The sequence below is a fragment of the Kribbella sp. NPDC048837 genome (genome assembly GCF_055586945.1).
The window spans coordinates 429,891-444,882 of record NZ_JBVJHF010000005.1 but is presented as its reverse complement, the minus strand read 5'-3'; the positions used below and the strand labels follow the sequence as shown (position 1 = coordinate 444,882).

General features: G+C 69.2%; 13 protein-coding genes. 9 read left to right on the top strand and 4 right to left on the bottom strand.

Annotated elements, in window-relative coordinates:
* Window positions 1-246 precede the first annotated feature (246 nt).
* The 7 genes from ACZ6O0_RS25550 to ACZ6O0_RS25520 all read left to right on the top strand — a co-directional run bounded on the left by ACZ6O0_RS25550 (window position 247) and on the right by ACZ6O0_RS25520 (window position 8,656).
* Complete coding sequence (locus ACZ6O0_RS25550) at window positions 247-1,290, top strand: LacI family DNA-binding transcriptional regulator (protein WP_465767492.1); 1,044 nt, start codon at window positions 247-249, stop codon at window positions 1,288-1,290.
* A gap of 166 nt (window positions 1,291-1,456) precedes the next feature.
* Window positions 1,457-3,139, top strand: a complete 1,683-nt coding sequence (locus ACZ6O0_RS25545; protein WP_465767491.1) for an ABC transporter substrate-binding protein — start codon at window positions 1,457-1,459, stop codon at window positions 3,137-3,139.
* 67 nt (window positions 3,140-3,206) lie between these two features.
* On the top strand, window positions 3,207-4,232 hold the full coding sequence (locus ACZ6O0_RS25540; RefSeq protein WP_465767490.1) for an ABC transporter ATP-binding protein: 1,026 nt from the start codon (window positions 3,207-3,209) through the stop codon (window positions 4,230-4,232).
* Entirely contained in the window at window positions 4,229-5,209 is a 981-nt protein-coding gene (locus ACZ6O0_RS25535) for an ABC transporter permease (protein WP_465767489.1), read from the top strand. Before ACZ6O0_RS25540 ends, ACZ6O0_RS25535 begins: the two co-directional genes overlap by 4 nt.
* A 5-nt stretch (window positions 5,210-5,214) precedes the next feature.
* Window positions 5,215-6,243, top strand: a complete 1,029-nt coding sequence (locus tag ACZ6O0_RS25530) for an ABC transporter permease (RefSeq protein WP_465767488.1) — start codon at window positions 5,215-5,217, stop codon at window positions 6,241-6,243.
* A complete protein-coding gene (locus ACZ6O0_RS25525) occupies window positions 6,240-7,256 on the top strand; it encodes an ABC transporter ATP-binding protein (RefSeq protein WP_465767487.1) in 1,017 nt (338 codons plus the stop codon). The genes ACZ6O0_RS25530 and ACZ6O0_RS25525 overlap by 4 nt, the downstream gene beginning before the upstream one ends.
* Before the next feature lie 2 nt (window positions 7,257-7,258).
* Window positions 7,259-8,656: a GH1 family beta-glucosidase gene (locus ACZ6O0_RS25520; protein ID WP_465767486.1), complete on the top strand. Its 1,398-nt coding sequence runs from the start codon at window positions 7,259-7,261 to the stop codon at window positions 8,654-8,656.
* Window positions 8,657-8,728: 72 nt separating this feature from the next.
* Here ACZ6O0_RS25520 and ACZ6O0_RS25515 read toward each other — a convergent pair whose 3' ends face one another.
* The gene (locus tag ACZ6O0_RS25515; RefSeq protein ID WP_465767687.1) at window positions 8,729-9,037 is read right to left on the bottom strand and encodes an AzlD domain-containing protein; all 309 of its coding nucleotides are present in this window, start codon (window positions 9,035-9,037) and stop codon (window positions 8,729-8,731) included.
* 5 nt (window positions 9,038-9,042) lie between these two features.
* Window positions 9,043-9,720 carry an AzlC family ABC transporter permease gene (locus tag ACZ6O0_RS25510; protein WP_465767485.1) on the bottom strand — a complete coding sequence of 226 codons (678 nt, stop codon included), beginning with the start codon at window positions 9,718-9,720 and terminating at the stop codon, window positions 9,043-9,045.
* Between the two features lie 138 nt (window positions 9,721-9,858).
* On the opposite strand from ACZ6O0_RS25510, the gene ACZ6O0_RS25505 reads away from it, so the two are divergent.
* Window positions 9,859-11,040, top strand: a complete 1,182-nt coding sequence (locus ACZ6O0_RS25505; RefSeq protein ID WP_465767484.1) for an NAD(P)/FAD-dependent oxidoreductase — start codon at window positions 9,859-9,861, stop codon at window positions 11,038-11,040.
* 13 nt (window positions 11,041-11,053) lie between these two features.
* Window positions 11,054-11,623 carry an OsmC family protein gene (locus ACZ6O0_RS25500; RefSeq protein ID WP_465767483.1) on the top strand — a complete coding sequence of 190 codons (570 nt, stop codon included), beginning with the start codon at window positions 11,054-11,056 and terminating at the stop codon, window positions 11,621-11,623.
* On the opposite strand, the gene ACZ6O0_RS25495 is transcribed toward ACZ6O0_RS25500, so the two are convergent.
* Both ACZ6O0_RS25495 and ACZ6O0_RS25490 read right to left on the bottom strand, forming a co-directional pair.
* Window positions 11,624-13,180, bottom strand: a complete 1,557-nt coding sequence (locus tag ACZ6O0_RS25495) for an alpha/beta hydrolase (protein ID WP_465767482.1) — start codon at window positions 13,178-13,180, stop codon at window positions 11,624-11,626.
* Window positions 13,181-13,197: 17 nt separating this feature from the next.
* Window positions 13,198-14,991, bottom strand: a complete 1,794-nt coding sequence (locus tag ACZ6O0_RS25490) for a bifunctional metallophosphatase/5'-nucleotidase (RefSeq protein ID WP_465767481.1) — start codon at window positions 14,989-14,991, stop codon at window positions 13,198-13,200.
* Between the last annotated feature and the right edge of the window lies 1 nt (window position 14,992).

Genomic DNA, 14,992 nt, shown 5'->3' with positions numbered 1-14,992 from the left:
TCCGCCGAACATCCATGCCCTCTGCCCCAACCTGGTCCGGCCCCAGGCAGGCCGCTCGCCCAGAGTTCATCACGTCCCCCGTGCGACCGGAAGAGGACCCTTCCTCCAAGTTGTGAACTAAGCCGCGATTCGTTACCGGCCCGTGATTGACGACCCCTTGTCCACTCGGCTTCACTCTACGGAACCGCTTCCGAAACCGGTTCCGGCGTTCCGCCGGAGCCCCACCCGCCCGAGGGGAGCAGTGCAGTGTCGATCACCATCGCCGATGTGGCCGCGCGTGCCGGCGTCAGCAAGACGACGGTCTCCCGCGTGCTCAACGGCAAGGGCGAGCTCGACCTGCGCACCGCCGAGCGGGTCCGCCAGGTGATCGCCGAGCTCGGGTACGTGCCGAGCGCCCGCGCGGTCGGCCTGGCCCGGGGCCGGACCCGGATCGTCGGCATGCTGGTCCCGTCGCTCACCTGGCCCTGGATGGGCGAGGTGCTGCAGGGCGCCGTCGACGTGGTCGAGAGCGAGGGCTACGGACTGCTGCTGTTCACCTTCAACCGGGGTGAGGAGTCGATGCACCAGTTCGCCTCGCAGGTCTCGGCCCAGTCGTTCGACGGCCTGCTGGTGATCGAGCCGGAGGGCACGCTCACCTACATCGAGCAACTCCACGCGCGCGGCCTGCCGGTCGTCCTGATCGACGACCGGGCCAAGCGCCCGCAGTTCCCGTCCGTGGCCACGACCAACTACGCCGGCGGCGAGTCCGCCGCCCGGCACCTGCTCGAGCTCGGCCGGCGCCGGCCACTGGTGATCACCGGCGTCGAACGGTTCGGCTGCACCCACGAACGTCTGGACGGCTTCCGCGACATCTACGCCGAGGCCGGTATCGAGCTCGACCCGAGGCTCGTGTTCGAAGGCGATTTCACCCACGAGAGCGGACGCCGCGGCGTCCAGCACGCGCTCGACCAGCGACTGGAGTTCGACGCGATCTTCGCCCACAACGATCTGTCCGCGGGCGGTGCCATCCAGGCCGTCCGGGAGACCGGGCGGAACGTGCCGAACGACGTGTCGGTGGTCGGGTTCGACGACATCCCGTACGCCGAGCACACCGAGCCGCCCCTGACCACTGTGCATCAGCCGATGCGCCAGATGGGCCAGGCGGCGGCCCGGATGCTGATGGGCTACTTCGGCGGCACCCCGCTGCCGGAGGACCCCCAAGTGCTGCCGACGACACTGATCGTCCGCAGTTCAACCGCCCCTAAAGCCGCTCCGAGGACCAGACCCGCCCCGAAATCCCGGTCCCACTGAAGGCTCCGGTGGCGGGGCAGCTGCCCCTGTCCCGCCGCCGGCGTACCCCCTCGAGATCGATCCGTTAAGGCGTCCGCTCTTCCCATGAGAGCGTTCTCACGCCACGATGCACCTGCTCACGCGGCTCAGGCGTGAGCATCCGCCAACAGATACACAGGAGGAACCGATGCGAGCACGACGCACTGTCGCGCTGGCCCTGACGGGCCTGCTCGCGGCAGCCACTCTGGCTGCCTGTAGTAGCGGGGACGGGAACAACGCCGGCAACTCGTCCGGCACCGCGGCCACCGTGCTGAACGTCGGCATGCCCAACGGCCCACAGACCGAGAACCACAACCCGTTCCTCGGCTCCTCCTCGGGCGCCTCGCTGGGCTACCGCTGGATGATCTTCGAGCCGCTGGTGATGATCAACGGCATCAAGCCGACCGAGCCGGGCAAGCCCTGGCTGGCCACCGAGTGGAAGTGGGACGCGAACTTCACCAAGCTGTCGTTCACGATCCGCGACGGCGTGAAGTGGTCCGACGGCCAGCCGATGACGGCCGACGACGTGGCCTACTCGTTCCAGCTGCGCAAGGACCACGAGGGCCTGAACCAGGACGCGATCCCGTACGGCACCATCACCGCGTCCGGCAACAAGGTCGACCTGACCTTCACCCGGTCGCAGTTCACCAACCAGAACAAGATCCTGACCGTCTTCGTGGTCCCGAAGCACCAGTGGTCGACGCTGAAGGACCCGACCCAGGACACGCTGAAGAACCCGATCGGCACCGGTCCGTACACGGTCAAGTCGTTCACGCCGCAGACCACCACGCTGACGCTGCGGGACTCGTACTGGCAGGACCTGCCGAAGGTCAAGGAGCTGCGGTACACGTCGTACAACGACAACAACGCGCAGACCACCGCGCTGGCCAACGGCGCGTCGGAGTGGAGCTTCGTCTTCGTCCCGAACGTGAAGGCCGTCTACCAGGACAAGGATCCCGAGCACCACAAACTCTGGTTCCCGGCGAACCTCGGCATCCACGGCCTGTGGATCAACACCACCCGCAAGCCGTTCGACAACCCGGCGCTGCGGCGGGCGATGGACAAGGTGATCAACCGCGACGACATCTTCCAGCAGGGTGAGGCCGGCTACTTCTACCCGAAGGTCGAGTCCGTCACCGGTATCCCGACCCCGGCCGGTGAGTCGTTCATCGCGCCGGAGTACAAGGACAAGAAGCACTCCGTCGACGTCGACGCGGCGAAGAAGGAGCTGACCGACGCCGGCTTCAAGCTCGAGGGCGACGTCCTGAAGGACCCGACCGGCAAGCCGGTGACGATCACGCTGACCGACCCGGCCGGATGGTCCGACTACATCACCGACCTGGAGATCATCAAGGACAACCTGTCCACGATCGGGATCAAGGCCACCGTCGACAAGGCCAACCAGGACGCGTGGTTCAAGAACATCGACGAGGGCAACTTCGACGCCGCGATGCACTGGACCAACGGCGGCGCGACGCCGTTCGACATCTACCAGAACATCATGGACGGCAAGATCCTGAAGCCGGTCGGCAAGGGCGGCGTGAGCGGCAACTACGGCCGGTTCAACAGCCCGGAGGCGACCACGGCGCTGGACCAGTACGCCAACGCCACCGACGACGCCGCCCGGACCACGGCGCTGAACACGCTGCAGAAGATCATGGTCGAGCAGATGCCGGTGATCCCCACCTCGGCGTCCAACGTCGGCGGTCTCTACAGCACGAAGAACTGGGTCGGCTGGCCCGACGAGCAGAACCAGTACGGGCCGGCGCAGCCGACCCAGCAGAACGCTCTGCAGATCGTCCTGAACCTGAAGCCCGCCGGCAGCCAGTGACGCCGGACCGCGGGCGCCGGGCCACCTGGTCCGGCGCCCGCGGTGCCACGACAGGAGACCCGAATCCATGACGGTGACCGACACCGAGGTGGTTCTCGAGGCCGATGGCCTCACCAAGCATTTCCCGGTCCGGCGCGGCGTCCGCGACCTGCTCACCCGCGATCGCAAGGTCGTGCACGCGGTGGACGACCTCCGGCTCACGCTCCGGCGGGGCCGGGTGACCGCGCTGGTCGGCGAGTCCGGCTCGGGCAAGTCCACCGTCGCCCGGCTGCTGGCCCAGTTGTACGGGCGGACGTCCGGTGACATCCGCTTGCACGGCGAGTCCATCACGGTCCGCGGCGGCCGCCGGTTCCGCGCGTACTGCCGCCGGGTGCAGATGATCTTCCAGGACCCGTTCGCCTCGCTGAACCCGACGCACACCGTGCGGTACCACCTGACCCGCTCGCTGAAGATCCACGGCCGGGCGGGCGATCTCGAGCAGAACCTCCGCGACCTGCTGGTCCAGGTGCAGCTCACCCCGCCGGAGCGCTACCTCGACAAGTTCCCGCACGAACTGTCCGGCGGTCAGCGGCAGCGGGTGTCGATCGCCCGCGCGCTCGGCGCGGATCCCGAGGCACTGCTCGCCGACGAGCCCGTGTCGATGCTCGACGTGTCGATCCGGCTCGGCGTCCTCAATCTGCTGCGTGACCTGAAGGAACGGCTCAACCTCGCCATCCTCTACATCACCCACGACATCGCGTCGGCCCGGTACTTCGCGGACGAGACGCTCGTGATGTACGCCGGTCGCATCGTCGAGGGCGGCGACTCCGAAACCGTCACGCAGACCCCGGCCCATCCCTACACCCGCCTGCTGATCGAGAGCGCCCCGGACCCGGACCGCCTCGATCGCGTCGGCGATCCACGAGCGCCCGAGGACCAGGGCAGTGGCGAGCCGCCGAGCCTGATCGCGCCGCCGACAGGGTGTCGTTTCCACCCCCGCTGCGTGCACGCGATGCCGAAGTGCTCGACCGACCTCCCGCCCCGCTTCGAGCTGCCCACGAATCATGGGCACTGGGCCGCGTGCTGGCTCTACGAGGAAGGAGCGGCGAAGTGAAGTTCCTGCTGCAGCGCATCGCCTTCTATCTCTTCACCGCGTGGGCCGCGCTGACCATCAACTTCTTCATCCCGCGGCTGATCCCGGGTGACCCGGTCACCTCGCTGATCAACAAGTTCCAGGGCCAGATGAGCACCGAGGCGATCAACTCGCTGTACGTGCTGTTCGGCCTGGACAAGAACGCGTCGCTGTGGAGTCAGTACGTCGACTACTGGGGCCAGGTGTTCCACGGCGACCTCGGGTTGTCGTTCACCTTCTTCCCCACTCCGGTCTCGGAGATCCTCCGGCAGAGCCTGCCGTGGACGATCGCGCTGGTCGGCATCACGACGTTCGCCAGCTTCCTGATCGGTACGTCGCTCGGCGTGCTGGCGGGCTGGCGACGCGGCTCGTGGCTGGACGGACTGTTGCCGGTGACAACCTTCCTGTCGTCGATCCCGTACTTCTGGCTCGGTCTGCTGGCGATCACCCTGCTGGCCGGACCGAACAGCATCTTCCCGTCGTCGGGCGGGTACGAACCGGGCCTGGTGCCGTCCTGGAACGGTGAGTTCATCGGCAGCGCCATCCAGCACAGTCTGCTGCCGGCGGTGACGATCCTGATCTCGTCGGTGAGCGGCTGGATCCTCAGCATGCGGAACATGATGGTGACGGTCGCGTCCGAGGACTACATCACCGTGGCCCACGCCAAGGGCCTGCCCGAGCGCCGGGTGATGGTCAGCTACGCGGCCCGCAACGCGTTGCTGCCGAACGTGTCCGGCTTCGCGCTGTCGCTCGGCTTCATCGTCGGCGGGACGCTGCTGGTGGAGATCGTCTTCTCCTACCCGGGCATCGGCTACAACCTCTTCCAGGCCGTCGGCGCGAAGGACTACCCGCTGATGCAGGGCGTGTTCCTGGTGATCACGCTGTCCGTCCTGGTGGCGAACCTGATGGCCGACATCGCGTATCTGCTGCTCGACCCGCGTACCCGGAAGGAGGGCTGATCACCGTGTCAGCGCCAGCCAGCACCATCACCGCGGTCACGCCGGAAGGTCCCGAGGTCGCCGCGGCACCGGCCAAGCGGCGCCGGTTGCGGTTCGTCGCCAACCCCAAGGCCGCGACCGGCCTGATCGTGCTCGGATTCTTCTGCCTGATCGCGATCATCGGCCCGTGGATCGCGCCGTACGACCCGTCCGCGCGCAGCAGCGACCTGATCCAGCCGCCGTCCGGCAAGCACTGGTTCGGGACCACGCACCTCGGGCAGGACATCTTCAGCCAGGTCCTGGTCGGCACCCGCGGCGTGATGTTCGTCGGCCTGCTGGCCGGCATCGTGGCGACCGCGCTGTCGATCCTGATCGGCGTCAGCGCCGGCTTCCTAGGCGGCGCCGCGGACGAGAGCCTGTCCGCGCTGTCGAACGTGTTCCTGGTGATCCCGGCGCTGCCGCTGATCATCATCGTCGCCTCGACGATCCCCTCGGCCGGCGACCTCATGGTTGCCCTGGTCATCGGTTTCACCTCGTGGGCCTGGGGCGCGCGGGTGCTGCGGGCCCAGACGTTGTCGTTGCGGCGGCGCGACTACGTGGAGGCCGCGCGGGCGACGGGTGAGAGCACCTGGCGGATCATCACCGCCGAGATCATGCCGAACCTGACCGCGATCATCGCCTCCGGTTTCGTCGGCACGGTGATCTTCGCGGTGATGTCCGAGATCACCCTGGCCTTCATCGGGATCTCGACGATCTCGGAGTGGAACTGGGGCACGATCCTGTTCTGGGCGCAAAGCCAGCAGGCCCTGGCTCAGGGAGCCTGGTGGTGGTTCGTCCCGGCCGGCCTCGCGATCGCGATCCTCGGGACGGCGTTGTCGCTGATCAACTTCGGGATCGACGAGTTCGTCAGCCCGCGGTTGCGCAGCAGCGGTCACACCCGGGTCAAGACCAAGGACGGTCACTCGGTCCGGATGCGGGTCGGGTTCACCCCGGTCCTGGGTGACAAGGCCACGCCGGTGACTCCCGTCGTACGCCGGAAGGAGGACGCGGCATGAAAGAGCCCGTGCTGGAGATCAAGAACTTCCACGTCGACTACGGCCTCGGCGACGAGGCGGTCCAGGCGGTCCGCGACGTCACGCTGACGCTGCATCGCGGCGAAGTGCTCGGCCTGGCCGGCGAGAGCGGCAGCGGGAAGTCGACGCTGGCGTACGGCGTGACCCGACTGCTGCCGCCACCCGGCGTGATCAGCGGCGGCTCGGTCGTCTACCACCCGCCGGGCGGCGACGCGTACGACGTGATGGCGCTGACCGACCCGGAGTTGCGCAGGTTCCGCTGGGCCGAGACGTCGATCGTCTTCCAGGGCGCGATGAACTCGCTGAACCCGGTCCACAAGGTCTCGACCCAGATGCTCGACGTGATCAAGGCGCACGAGCCCCAGCTCAGCCCGCAGGCTCGGGTCGCCCGGGCCCAGGAGATGCTCAAGCTGGTCGGCATCTCGGCCGATCGGATGGACGCGTACCCACACCAGTTGTCCGGCGGGATGCGGCAGCGCGTGATGATCGGGATGGCGCTCGTCCTCGAGCCGCAGATCGTGATCATGGACGAGCCGACCACCGCGCTCGACGTGGTGATGCAGCGGCAGATCCTGGCCCAGCTGGTCGAGCTGCGTGAGCGGCTCGGGTTCTCGGTCCTGTTCATCACGCACGACCTGTCGTTGCTGGTCGAGTTCTCCGACCGGATCGCGATCATGTACGGCGGCCGGATCGTGGAAGAAGCGCGGTCGGCCGACCTGTACAAGGACTCGCTGCACCCCTACAGCGAGGGCCTGCTCAAGTCCTTCCCGGCCTTGCGTGGTGCCCGCAAGGAGCTGGCCGGGATCCCGGGTTCGCCGCCCGACCTGCGCGGGATGCCGTCCGGGTGCTCGTTCCACCCGCGGTGCCCGCAAGCGTTCGACCGCTGCTCGGCGGAGGTCCCGCTGCTCGGGATCCCGTCGGCACGCAACGATCCCAGCCGGTCCGTCGCCTGCTGGCTGCCCGGCCGGGCTCCGGCCTACATCTCTGAAGGGTGAGTATGAGCACAATCTCCGTCTCGGGGGACGCCGATCTGGTTGCGAGCCTGCCGACCGGGTTCCGGTGGGGCGTCGCGACGTCGGCGTACCAGATCGAGGGCGCCGTCCAGGCCGACGGCCGGACTCCGTCGATCTGGGACACCTACTGCCGCGTGCCCGGCGCGATCGACAACGGCGACACCGGGGACGTGGCCTGCGACCACTACTACCGGATGCCGGCCGACGTTGCCCTGATCAAGGAACTCGGGCTCGACACGTACCGGTTCTCGGTCGCGTGGCCGCGGGTGCAGCCGCGCGGCAAGGGTCCGGTGAACCCGGCCGGGATCGCGTTCTACGACCGGCTCGTCGACGAACTGCTTGCCCAGGGCATCGACCCGTGGGTGACGCTGTACCACTGGGACCTGCCGCAGGAGCTGGAGGACGCGGGCGGCTGGCCGGTGCGGGACACGGCGTACCGGTTCGCGGACTACTCGATGCTGGTGTTCGACGCGCTGAAGGATCGGGTCGACACCTGGACCACGCTGAACGAGCCGTGGTGCTCGGCGATGCTCGGGTACGCGTACGGCGCTCACGCGCCCGGCCGACGCGAGTACCCGGCGGCTCTCGCGGCGGTGCACCACCTGCTGCTCGGGCACGGATTGGCGACCCAGCGGATGCGTGAGGCGTCGCCACGGAAGCTGGACATCGGGATCACGTTGAACGTGGCAACGGCGTACCCGGCGTCGGACGCGGAGCCGGACGTCGACGCGGCGCGGCGGGCGGACGGGATGGGCCGGCGGATCTACCTCGATCCACTGGTGCACGGCCGCTACCCCGCGGATGTCGTCGCGGACCTGGCCCGCGAGGGTGTCGAACTGCCCGTGCTCGAAGGCGATCTGGAGATGATCTCCGCGCCGATCGACGTGCTCGGGGTGAACTACTACTTCAGCCAGAAGTTCACCGGATACTCCGAGGACGGCAGCACCGTGGACGCGGACGGACTGCCGGTCAGCCGGACCGTCCCGCTGGACAAGCCGCGGACCGCGATGGACTGGGAGATCGTCCCCGAAGGCTTCACCGACCTGCTCGTCGGCATCGCCCGCGACTACCCCGGCCTCCCGATGGTCATCACCGAGAACGGCTCCGCCTTCGAGGACGTCCCCGACGCCACCGGGTTCGTCGCCGACACCGACCGTACGGCCTACTTCGCCTCGCACCTCACCGCCGTCGCCGACGCCATCCGGCAGGGCGCCGACATCCGCGGCTACCTGGCCTGGTCCCTGATGGACAACTTCGAATGGGCCTACGGCTACGCCAAACGCTTCGGCATCATCCGCGTCGACTACGACACCCAGACCCGCACCCCGAAACAGAGCGCCCACTACCTCAAGCACCTCGCCGAACAACACCGCAACCACTGACCCGGTGCCGGCGGCCCCGTCCCAGCCGCCGGCACCGCACCCCCCGGCCCGTCGGTCAGCCGAACGAACTGCTCACGTTGTCAGGAAGTCCAGGATGATGACGACTCCGGCGCCGAGGGCGCAGGCGATGGACAGATTGCGGGTGCGATAGGCGACCACGCCGATCGCGGCGCCGGCCGCCGCCAAGGCCATCGCGTCCAACGGCTCGGCATCACGAGCCAGTCCGACGAGCTCCACCGCCACGATCGCCGCGAGTACGGCGGGTGCGAGGTACTCGAGTCCGTCCCGCAGCCGGGCCGGCAACCGGTCGGCCGGCAGCAGGGTGATGAAGGCGATCCGCAGTACCCAGCTGACCGCCCCCAGCGCGACCATGGCCACCATCGCGGTCACCGCCGTACCGCCGATCCGGCCAGAACTCCCGCCATCGCTCCCACCACGATGCCGAGCTCCGGCCGGACCAGGCCGACGACCGCGGCCACCGATCCTCCGGTCACCGCCGCGGCCACGGCCGGCCGGTTCGTCAGTCGGGGCGCCAGCATGCCCAGGAACATCGCGGTGCCGACGAACGCAAGATGCGGCATCTCCGGCAACGCGGGCCCGACGACCAGGCCGGTCGCGACGGACGCCGACCAGACGACCAGCACGAAGAATCCCAGACAGCCCCAGTAGCGCCGGAACGCGCGCGGGCCGAGATCGGGCCGGGCGTTCGCCAGAAGATAGGTCTGGTCGATGACGAAATGCGGCGCCAGCCACCGGAACCAGGCCGGCTGTCCGCTGAACCGCGGTGACAGCGACGCGCTGTACAACAGCAGGCGCGCATTCACGACCGCGGCCGACCCCACGACCACAGCCAGCCCCGCACCCTGATGGATCAGTGTCACCGCGGTCAGTTGCGCACTTCCGGCGTACACCACGGGCGCACCGACCAGGCCGGGCAGCGTGCCGAAGCCGAGCGCCGAGACCGTGACCCCGAGAGTCACGCCGAACGCGGCCAGGCCTATCGCGACCGAGGCCGCGTCCCGCAACGCCAGCAACTGCGGCCGGCTGTCGACAAGTGTTGCCATGCTCCCAAGGTCCGCGGGATCGCGCGCGGCCGCTTGGCGGCCGGGCGATGGAAATGTGGAGGAATTGTGGAGATCGGATCCTCCACCTTGTCTCCAAGCTTCCGGTGGTGCAGCCGCAGCAGAGTCGCCTTATCGGAGATGGGGGCTGAGATGTACGACGTGGTGGTGGTTGGGGCGCGGTGCGCCGGGGCGGCGACTGCGATGTTGCTGGCCGAGGCGGGGCGCGACGTACTGATGGTCGACAAAGCGGGACTGCCGAGTGACACGGTGTCGACGCACGGACTCATCCGGGGTGGAGTCGTCCAGCTGTCCCGGTGGGGACTGCTCGATCGGGTCCTGGCCAGTGGTGCGCCGCCGGTCACGCAGGTGCGGTTCGACATCGAGGGCGAGTCGAAGGTACGGCGGATCAAGTGCCGCGCCGGCGTCGACCTGCTGGTCGCACCCCGTCGTCACGTGCTCGACGGTCTGCTCGTCGACGCGGCGCTCGACGCGGGCGCGGCGCTCCGGACCGAGGTGACCGCGACCGGTCTGCTGCGATCGGAGGACGGCCGGGTCGCCGGCATCGCCGGCCGGTCCGCGAACGGCGACCGGGTCGAACTGCCGGCCCGCATGGTCGTCGGCGCGGACGGCCGCGGATCCCGCATGGCGGGCTACTTCGGCGCCGAGACACTCGAGCAGCACACCTCACCGTGCGCGGTCTTCTACACCTACGTGACCGGTCTCCGCTCGGACACCTACGAGTTCCACATCGCGCCCGACGCGCTCGCCGGCGTCTTCCCGACGCATGACGGTACGGCGTGTGTCTGGCTGATCCGCCCGACCCCGCTGCTCGAACCGATCCGTACGGCGGGCTCCGCACGCAGCGCGGCGTTCGTCACCGAACTCGAACTCCTGGTGCCCGACCTCGGCCGCCGGGTCCGCGCCGGCCGCATCACCACGCGGCTGCGCGGCACCGCGAACCTGCCGAACTACCGTCGCCAGGCACACGGCCCGGGGTGGGCGCTCGTCGGCGACGCCGGCTACCACCGGGATCCGATCACCGGGCACGGCATCACCGACGCGTTCCGCGACGCAGAGCTGCTGGCCACCGCCATCAGCCGCAGCCTCGACGATGCCACGGCTGAGCCGGCCGCGATGACGTCGTACCAGCGGATGCGGGACGTGATGGCCCGCGAGGTCTTCGACCTGACCCGCGCACTGACCGCCTTCCCACCGCCGAACCGCTTCGTCGAGCTGCAACTCCGGCTCAGCGACGCACTCGAACGGGAGGCCGACGCGTTGGCCTCGTTTCCCGGAATCACCGCAACTCTCGCCGCTTGAAGGGAAGAGCATCATGACCGCAACCACGACCGACGGCCGCCGCAACGGAGTCGACACCGCCACGTTGTTCGCGACCCTCGACGCCGTCAAGGCCCAGCCGGAGATCGCCCGGTTCCAGTTCCGCGCCACCAACCGGTGGATCAGCGGCACCCACAACCGCGGCACGATCAGCGGGTTCTACGGAGCCGGCCAGGAGAACACGCGCCCGGCGGACTTCACCTTCGACGCCGACCACCCGCCGGTACTCGTCGGCGGCGACAACGGCCCGACGCCGGCCGAGCACCTGCTGCTCGCACTGGCCGCCTGCCTGACCAGCGGCCTGGCGAACATCGCCGCGGCCCGCGGGATCGACCTCGAAGAGGTCACCTCGACCGTCGAAGGCGACATCAACCTGCTCGGCATCCTCGGCCTCGACCCGGACGTCCGCAACGGGTACGAAGCGATCCGCGTCGTCTTCCACGTCAAGGGCGACGCCGAGGCGGAGAAGCTGGCCGCCCTGGTCGCGCAGTCGCGCAACCGCTCGGCGGTGTACGACGTCATCACGCACGGCGTCCCGGTGTCGATCGACGTCGCCACCGCCTGATCAGAGGGCGCGGAATACCGCCTGTGGTTCCGCGCCACCGATCACCTGCTCGCCGGCGAACTCGGTCACGACACCAGAGCCGGCGAGCAGATCGCGCACCGCCGACGTCAGCCACAACGATCCCGGCGCCGCCTGGTCGGCCAGTGCGATCGCGACCTGTACGCCGTACGCGTCGAGCTCGGCCTCGTCACCGGGCACCTCCGCGATCGCGATGCCGAGCTTGTCGGTGCTGTGGACCTGGGCGAGCCCGGCACGGACGGCGGTCGCCGGACCGTCGAACAGCACCACCGGTCGCCCGCCCGGACCGGAGCGCCGGCGTCCCCTGGCCGCGACCAGACCAGCGGTGAGGTCGCCGGCTCCGGGGCCGGCCGGCACGGCGACGGCAGCCAGCGCGACCGCACGACCGGTCGGCCCGGGCAGGTCGCGCACGAAGCGCTCGATCGGGTCGAGGATCTGGTCCGGGTCACCGGTCACGAAATGGTCGTCGCCGTCGAGCAGCTCCAGCCGTGCGCCGGGGATGTGCTCGGCGAGGTACCGCGATCCGCCGACGTCGATGAGCGCATCGCCGACCCGGTGCAGCACCAGCGTCGGAACCCGGACCGCCGGCAGCGCGTCCCGGATGTCGACGAGCGAGTTCATGTCCATCAACGCCCGTACGGTGGAGGGCGTCGCGGACGCGCGCATGCGCTGCGCCCACCACCGCTGCATCGGTACGTCGGCCGACGGGCAGCGCATCCGCATGTCGGCCTCCCAGTCCCACTTGTCCACGAGCAGGTTGGTGTAGGCCTCTCGCACCTCCTGCTTCTGCGCCCACGGATAGTCCTCGGACCAGATCCGCTTCGCCCAGGTGCCGTACAGCACGAGCCCGGCGACGCGTTCGGGGTGGGCCGCCGCGCACATGATCGCCATCGGGCCACCCTCGGAGTACCCGACGAGCACCGCCCGCTGGGAGCCGACGGCATCCATCACGGACAGTACGTCGTGCATCCGCGTCTCGATGTCCGGCAGACCTGACGGACGGTCGGACATCCCGGTGCCGCGCTTGTCGAACCGGATCAGCCGACCGAACGACCCCAGCCGATGCAGGAAATGTGCGTGCCGGGGATCGCCCCAGTCGAGCTCGAGGTGCGAGACGAAACCGGAGATCAGCACGATGTCGAGCGGGCCGCCACCGGTCACCTGGTAGGCGATGTGCAGGCCGTCGCTGACGGTGTAGCGGATCGGCTCGGTCGCCCGCAGCACCGCCCGCGCCTCGACCGGCGCGACGAACCGGTAGCCCCGGCCGTGCAGGGTCTTGATCATCCGCTGACTGTGGCCGTCGTCGCCGAGCGCCCGCCGGATCTGCTTGATCCGGCTGGTGACGGCCGTCTCGCTGACGAAACGGCCGCCCCAGATCCCGTCCATCAGTTCCTCTTTCGGAACCACCCGATCACGGTGCGAGACGAGATACGCCAGGACATCGAAGGCCTGCGGCTCCAACGGCACCGCGACGCCACCCCGGCGTACCTCGAACAGGGCCGGGTCGAACTCAAGATCACCGTCGAACGCAAGCACCACACATCGACTATGCCGGGTCAGCCCTTCTGCGTCACGCGGTCGAGCGGTGCCGGCGTCAAGGTCTTGTGGGCCTTGAGGTACGCAGCGAAGGTCTCGTGGTCGGTGTTGTTGCGGACCGGGTCGGTGTAGCTCTTGAACGCCGAGTAGCCGTCGGCGCCGATGACGGTGTACGCGAGAGCGGCGACTCGATAGGTCTTGGCCGGGTCGAGGGCGGCTCCGTCGATGGTGACGTCGGCGGGGGCGATGCGGTCGCCGACCGGCCGGCTGGCGTCGAAGGCGTAGGTGACGTTGCCGGACAGGGCCAGCGGGGCGAACTTCACGGTGCCGTTGGTCTGCGTCTGCCACTGCTGCTCGAGGACGGCGTCCAGCTGGGCGCCGGTGAGGCTGACGGTCAGGATCGGGTTGCCGTAGCCGTACGCATCCCACGACTCACCGAGCAGGACCCGGCCGTCGGCGTCGCCCGGCTTGTTGCTGTTGGCAACCAGGAGGTCACCGCGCAGGGCGGTGGAGCCGGTAGCGGGCTTGGCCGCGATGACGCCGAGGTCCGCGCGTCCGCCGTTCTGCCGGGCGGTCCACAGGTGTACGTCGGCGGCCAGATCTGCCAGCGTGCTTTCGCCGTGGGCGTTGGCGGTCCGGGTGAAGTCGCCGGTGATGGTCGCGACGGGTTCGGCGTACTTGCGCTCCCCGGCGGCCGCCCAGTAGTCGACGATCCCCTGGATCTTCGGGTCCGGGGTGACGTCGCGGGTGACGGCGTGGTTGGTCGACGTCGTCTGGTCGCGCAGTACCTCACCGGTCCGGCCGTCGAGCTGGAGGTTGATCTCGTTGATCAGCCGGCCGTGGTTCGCGGCCTCGACGACCGGGCGCGGGTTGCCGTCCGGGTCCGGGATGCTGCAGTTGAACGCGGCGTGCCAGTGCCCGGTGACGATCGCGTCGATCTGCGGCGTCACCGTGCGGGCCAGGTCGATCGCGGGACCGGTCGGGTTGACGCAGTTGTCGTACGTCGCCGACGCGTCGGTGCCGCCGTCGTGCATGTTGAGCACGATCGCCTTCACCCCGCGCTTGGTGAGCTCGGCCGCGGCCCGGTTCGCGGACCCGACCGGGTCCAGCGCGGTCAGGTCCGGCTGGTACGACGTGGAGCCGGTGGGCGTGTCCGGCACGGTCATCCCGATGAAGCCGATCGGGTAGGAGCGGCCGCGGTCCCGGACCCAGCGGATCGTGTACGGGGCGACGATCGTACGGCCTCTGGCATCGACGATGTTGGCCGACTGGAACTCGAAGTCCGCGCCGTGGAAGCGGCGGCCGGTCGAGTCGGTGAAGCAGCTGTCGACGCCGACCGTGCCGAAGCACCTGCCCTTGGTCATGTGGTCGACCAGGAAGCTCTTCGACACGTCCAGCTCGTGGTTGCCGACGCTGGAGAACTCCACGCCGAGCGCGTTCAGCACCTCGATCGTCGGCTCGTCCGCGTGCGCGTCCACCTCGAACGGCCAGCCGGAGAAGTTGTCGCCGTCGGCGAAGAAGATCGAGTTCTGCCGGCCGGCCCGGATGGTCTTCAGGTGGGTGGCCAGGTACGCCGCTCCGCCGACGACCTGGGTGGTGCCATCGGGCCCGGCGATGGTTCCGCCGTCGGCCGGCGAGGGTGGACGCAGGTACCCGTGGAAATCGGTGATCGACACCAGCTGCACCGGCACCGAGGCGGTCGTGTGGTCCGGCTGGGAGGGGTTGGCGGCCTGCGCGATGGCTGGGGCCAGGCTTGTCGTCAGTAGGGCCGCGAGACCGGCGGCGAGGGCGCGGGGGCGGCGGGCGTTGCGCACA

Coding starts and splice junctions, on each gene's coding strand:
- ACZ6O0_RS25545 (WP_465767491.1), top strand. CDS start 1,457: ATGCGAGCACGACGCACTGTCGCGCTGGCCCTGACGGGCCTGCTCGCG.
- ACZ6O0_RS25540 (WP_465767490.1), top strand. CDS start 3,207: ATGACGGTGACCGACACCGAGGTGGTTCTCGAGGCCGATGGCCTCACC.
- ACZ6O0_RS25505 (WP_465767484.1), top strand. CDS start 9,859: ATGGGGGCTGAGATGTACGACGTGGTGGTGGTTGGGGCGCGGTGCGCC.
- ACZ6O0_RS25520 (WP_465767486.1), top strand. CDS start 7,259: ATGAGCACAATCTCCGTCTCGGGGGACGCCGATCTGGTTGCGAGCCTG.
- ACZ6O0_RS25515 (WP_465767687.1), bottom strand. CDS start 9,037: ATGGTGGCCATGGTCGCGCTGGGGGCGGTCAGCTGGGTACTGCGGATC.
- ACZ6O0_RS25525 (WP_465767487.1), top strand. CDS start 6,240: ATGAAAGAGCCCGTGCTGGAGATCAAGAACTTCCACGTCGACTACGGC.
- ACZ6O0_RS25500 (WP_465767483.1), top strand. CDS start 11,054: ATGACCGCAACCACGACCGACGGCCGCCGCAACGGAGTCGACACCGCC.
- ACZ6O0_RS25510 (WP_465767485.1), bottom strand. CDS start 9,720: ATGGCAACACTTGTCGACAGCCGGCCGCAGTTGCTGGCGTTGCGGGAC.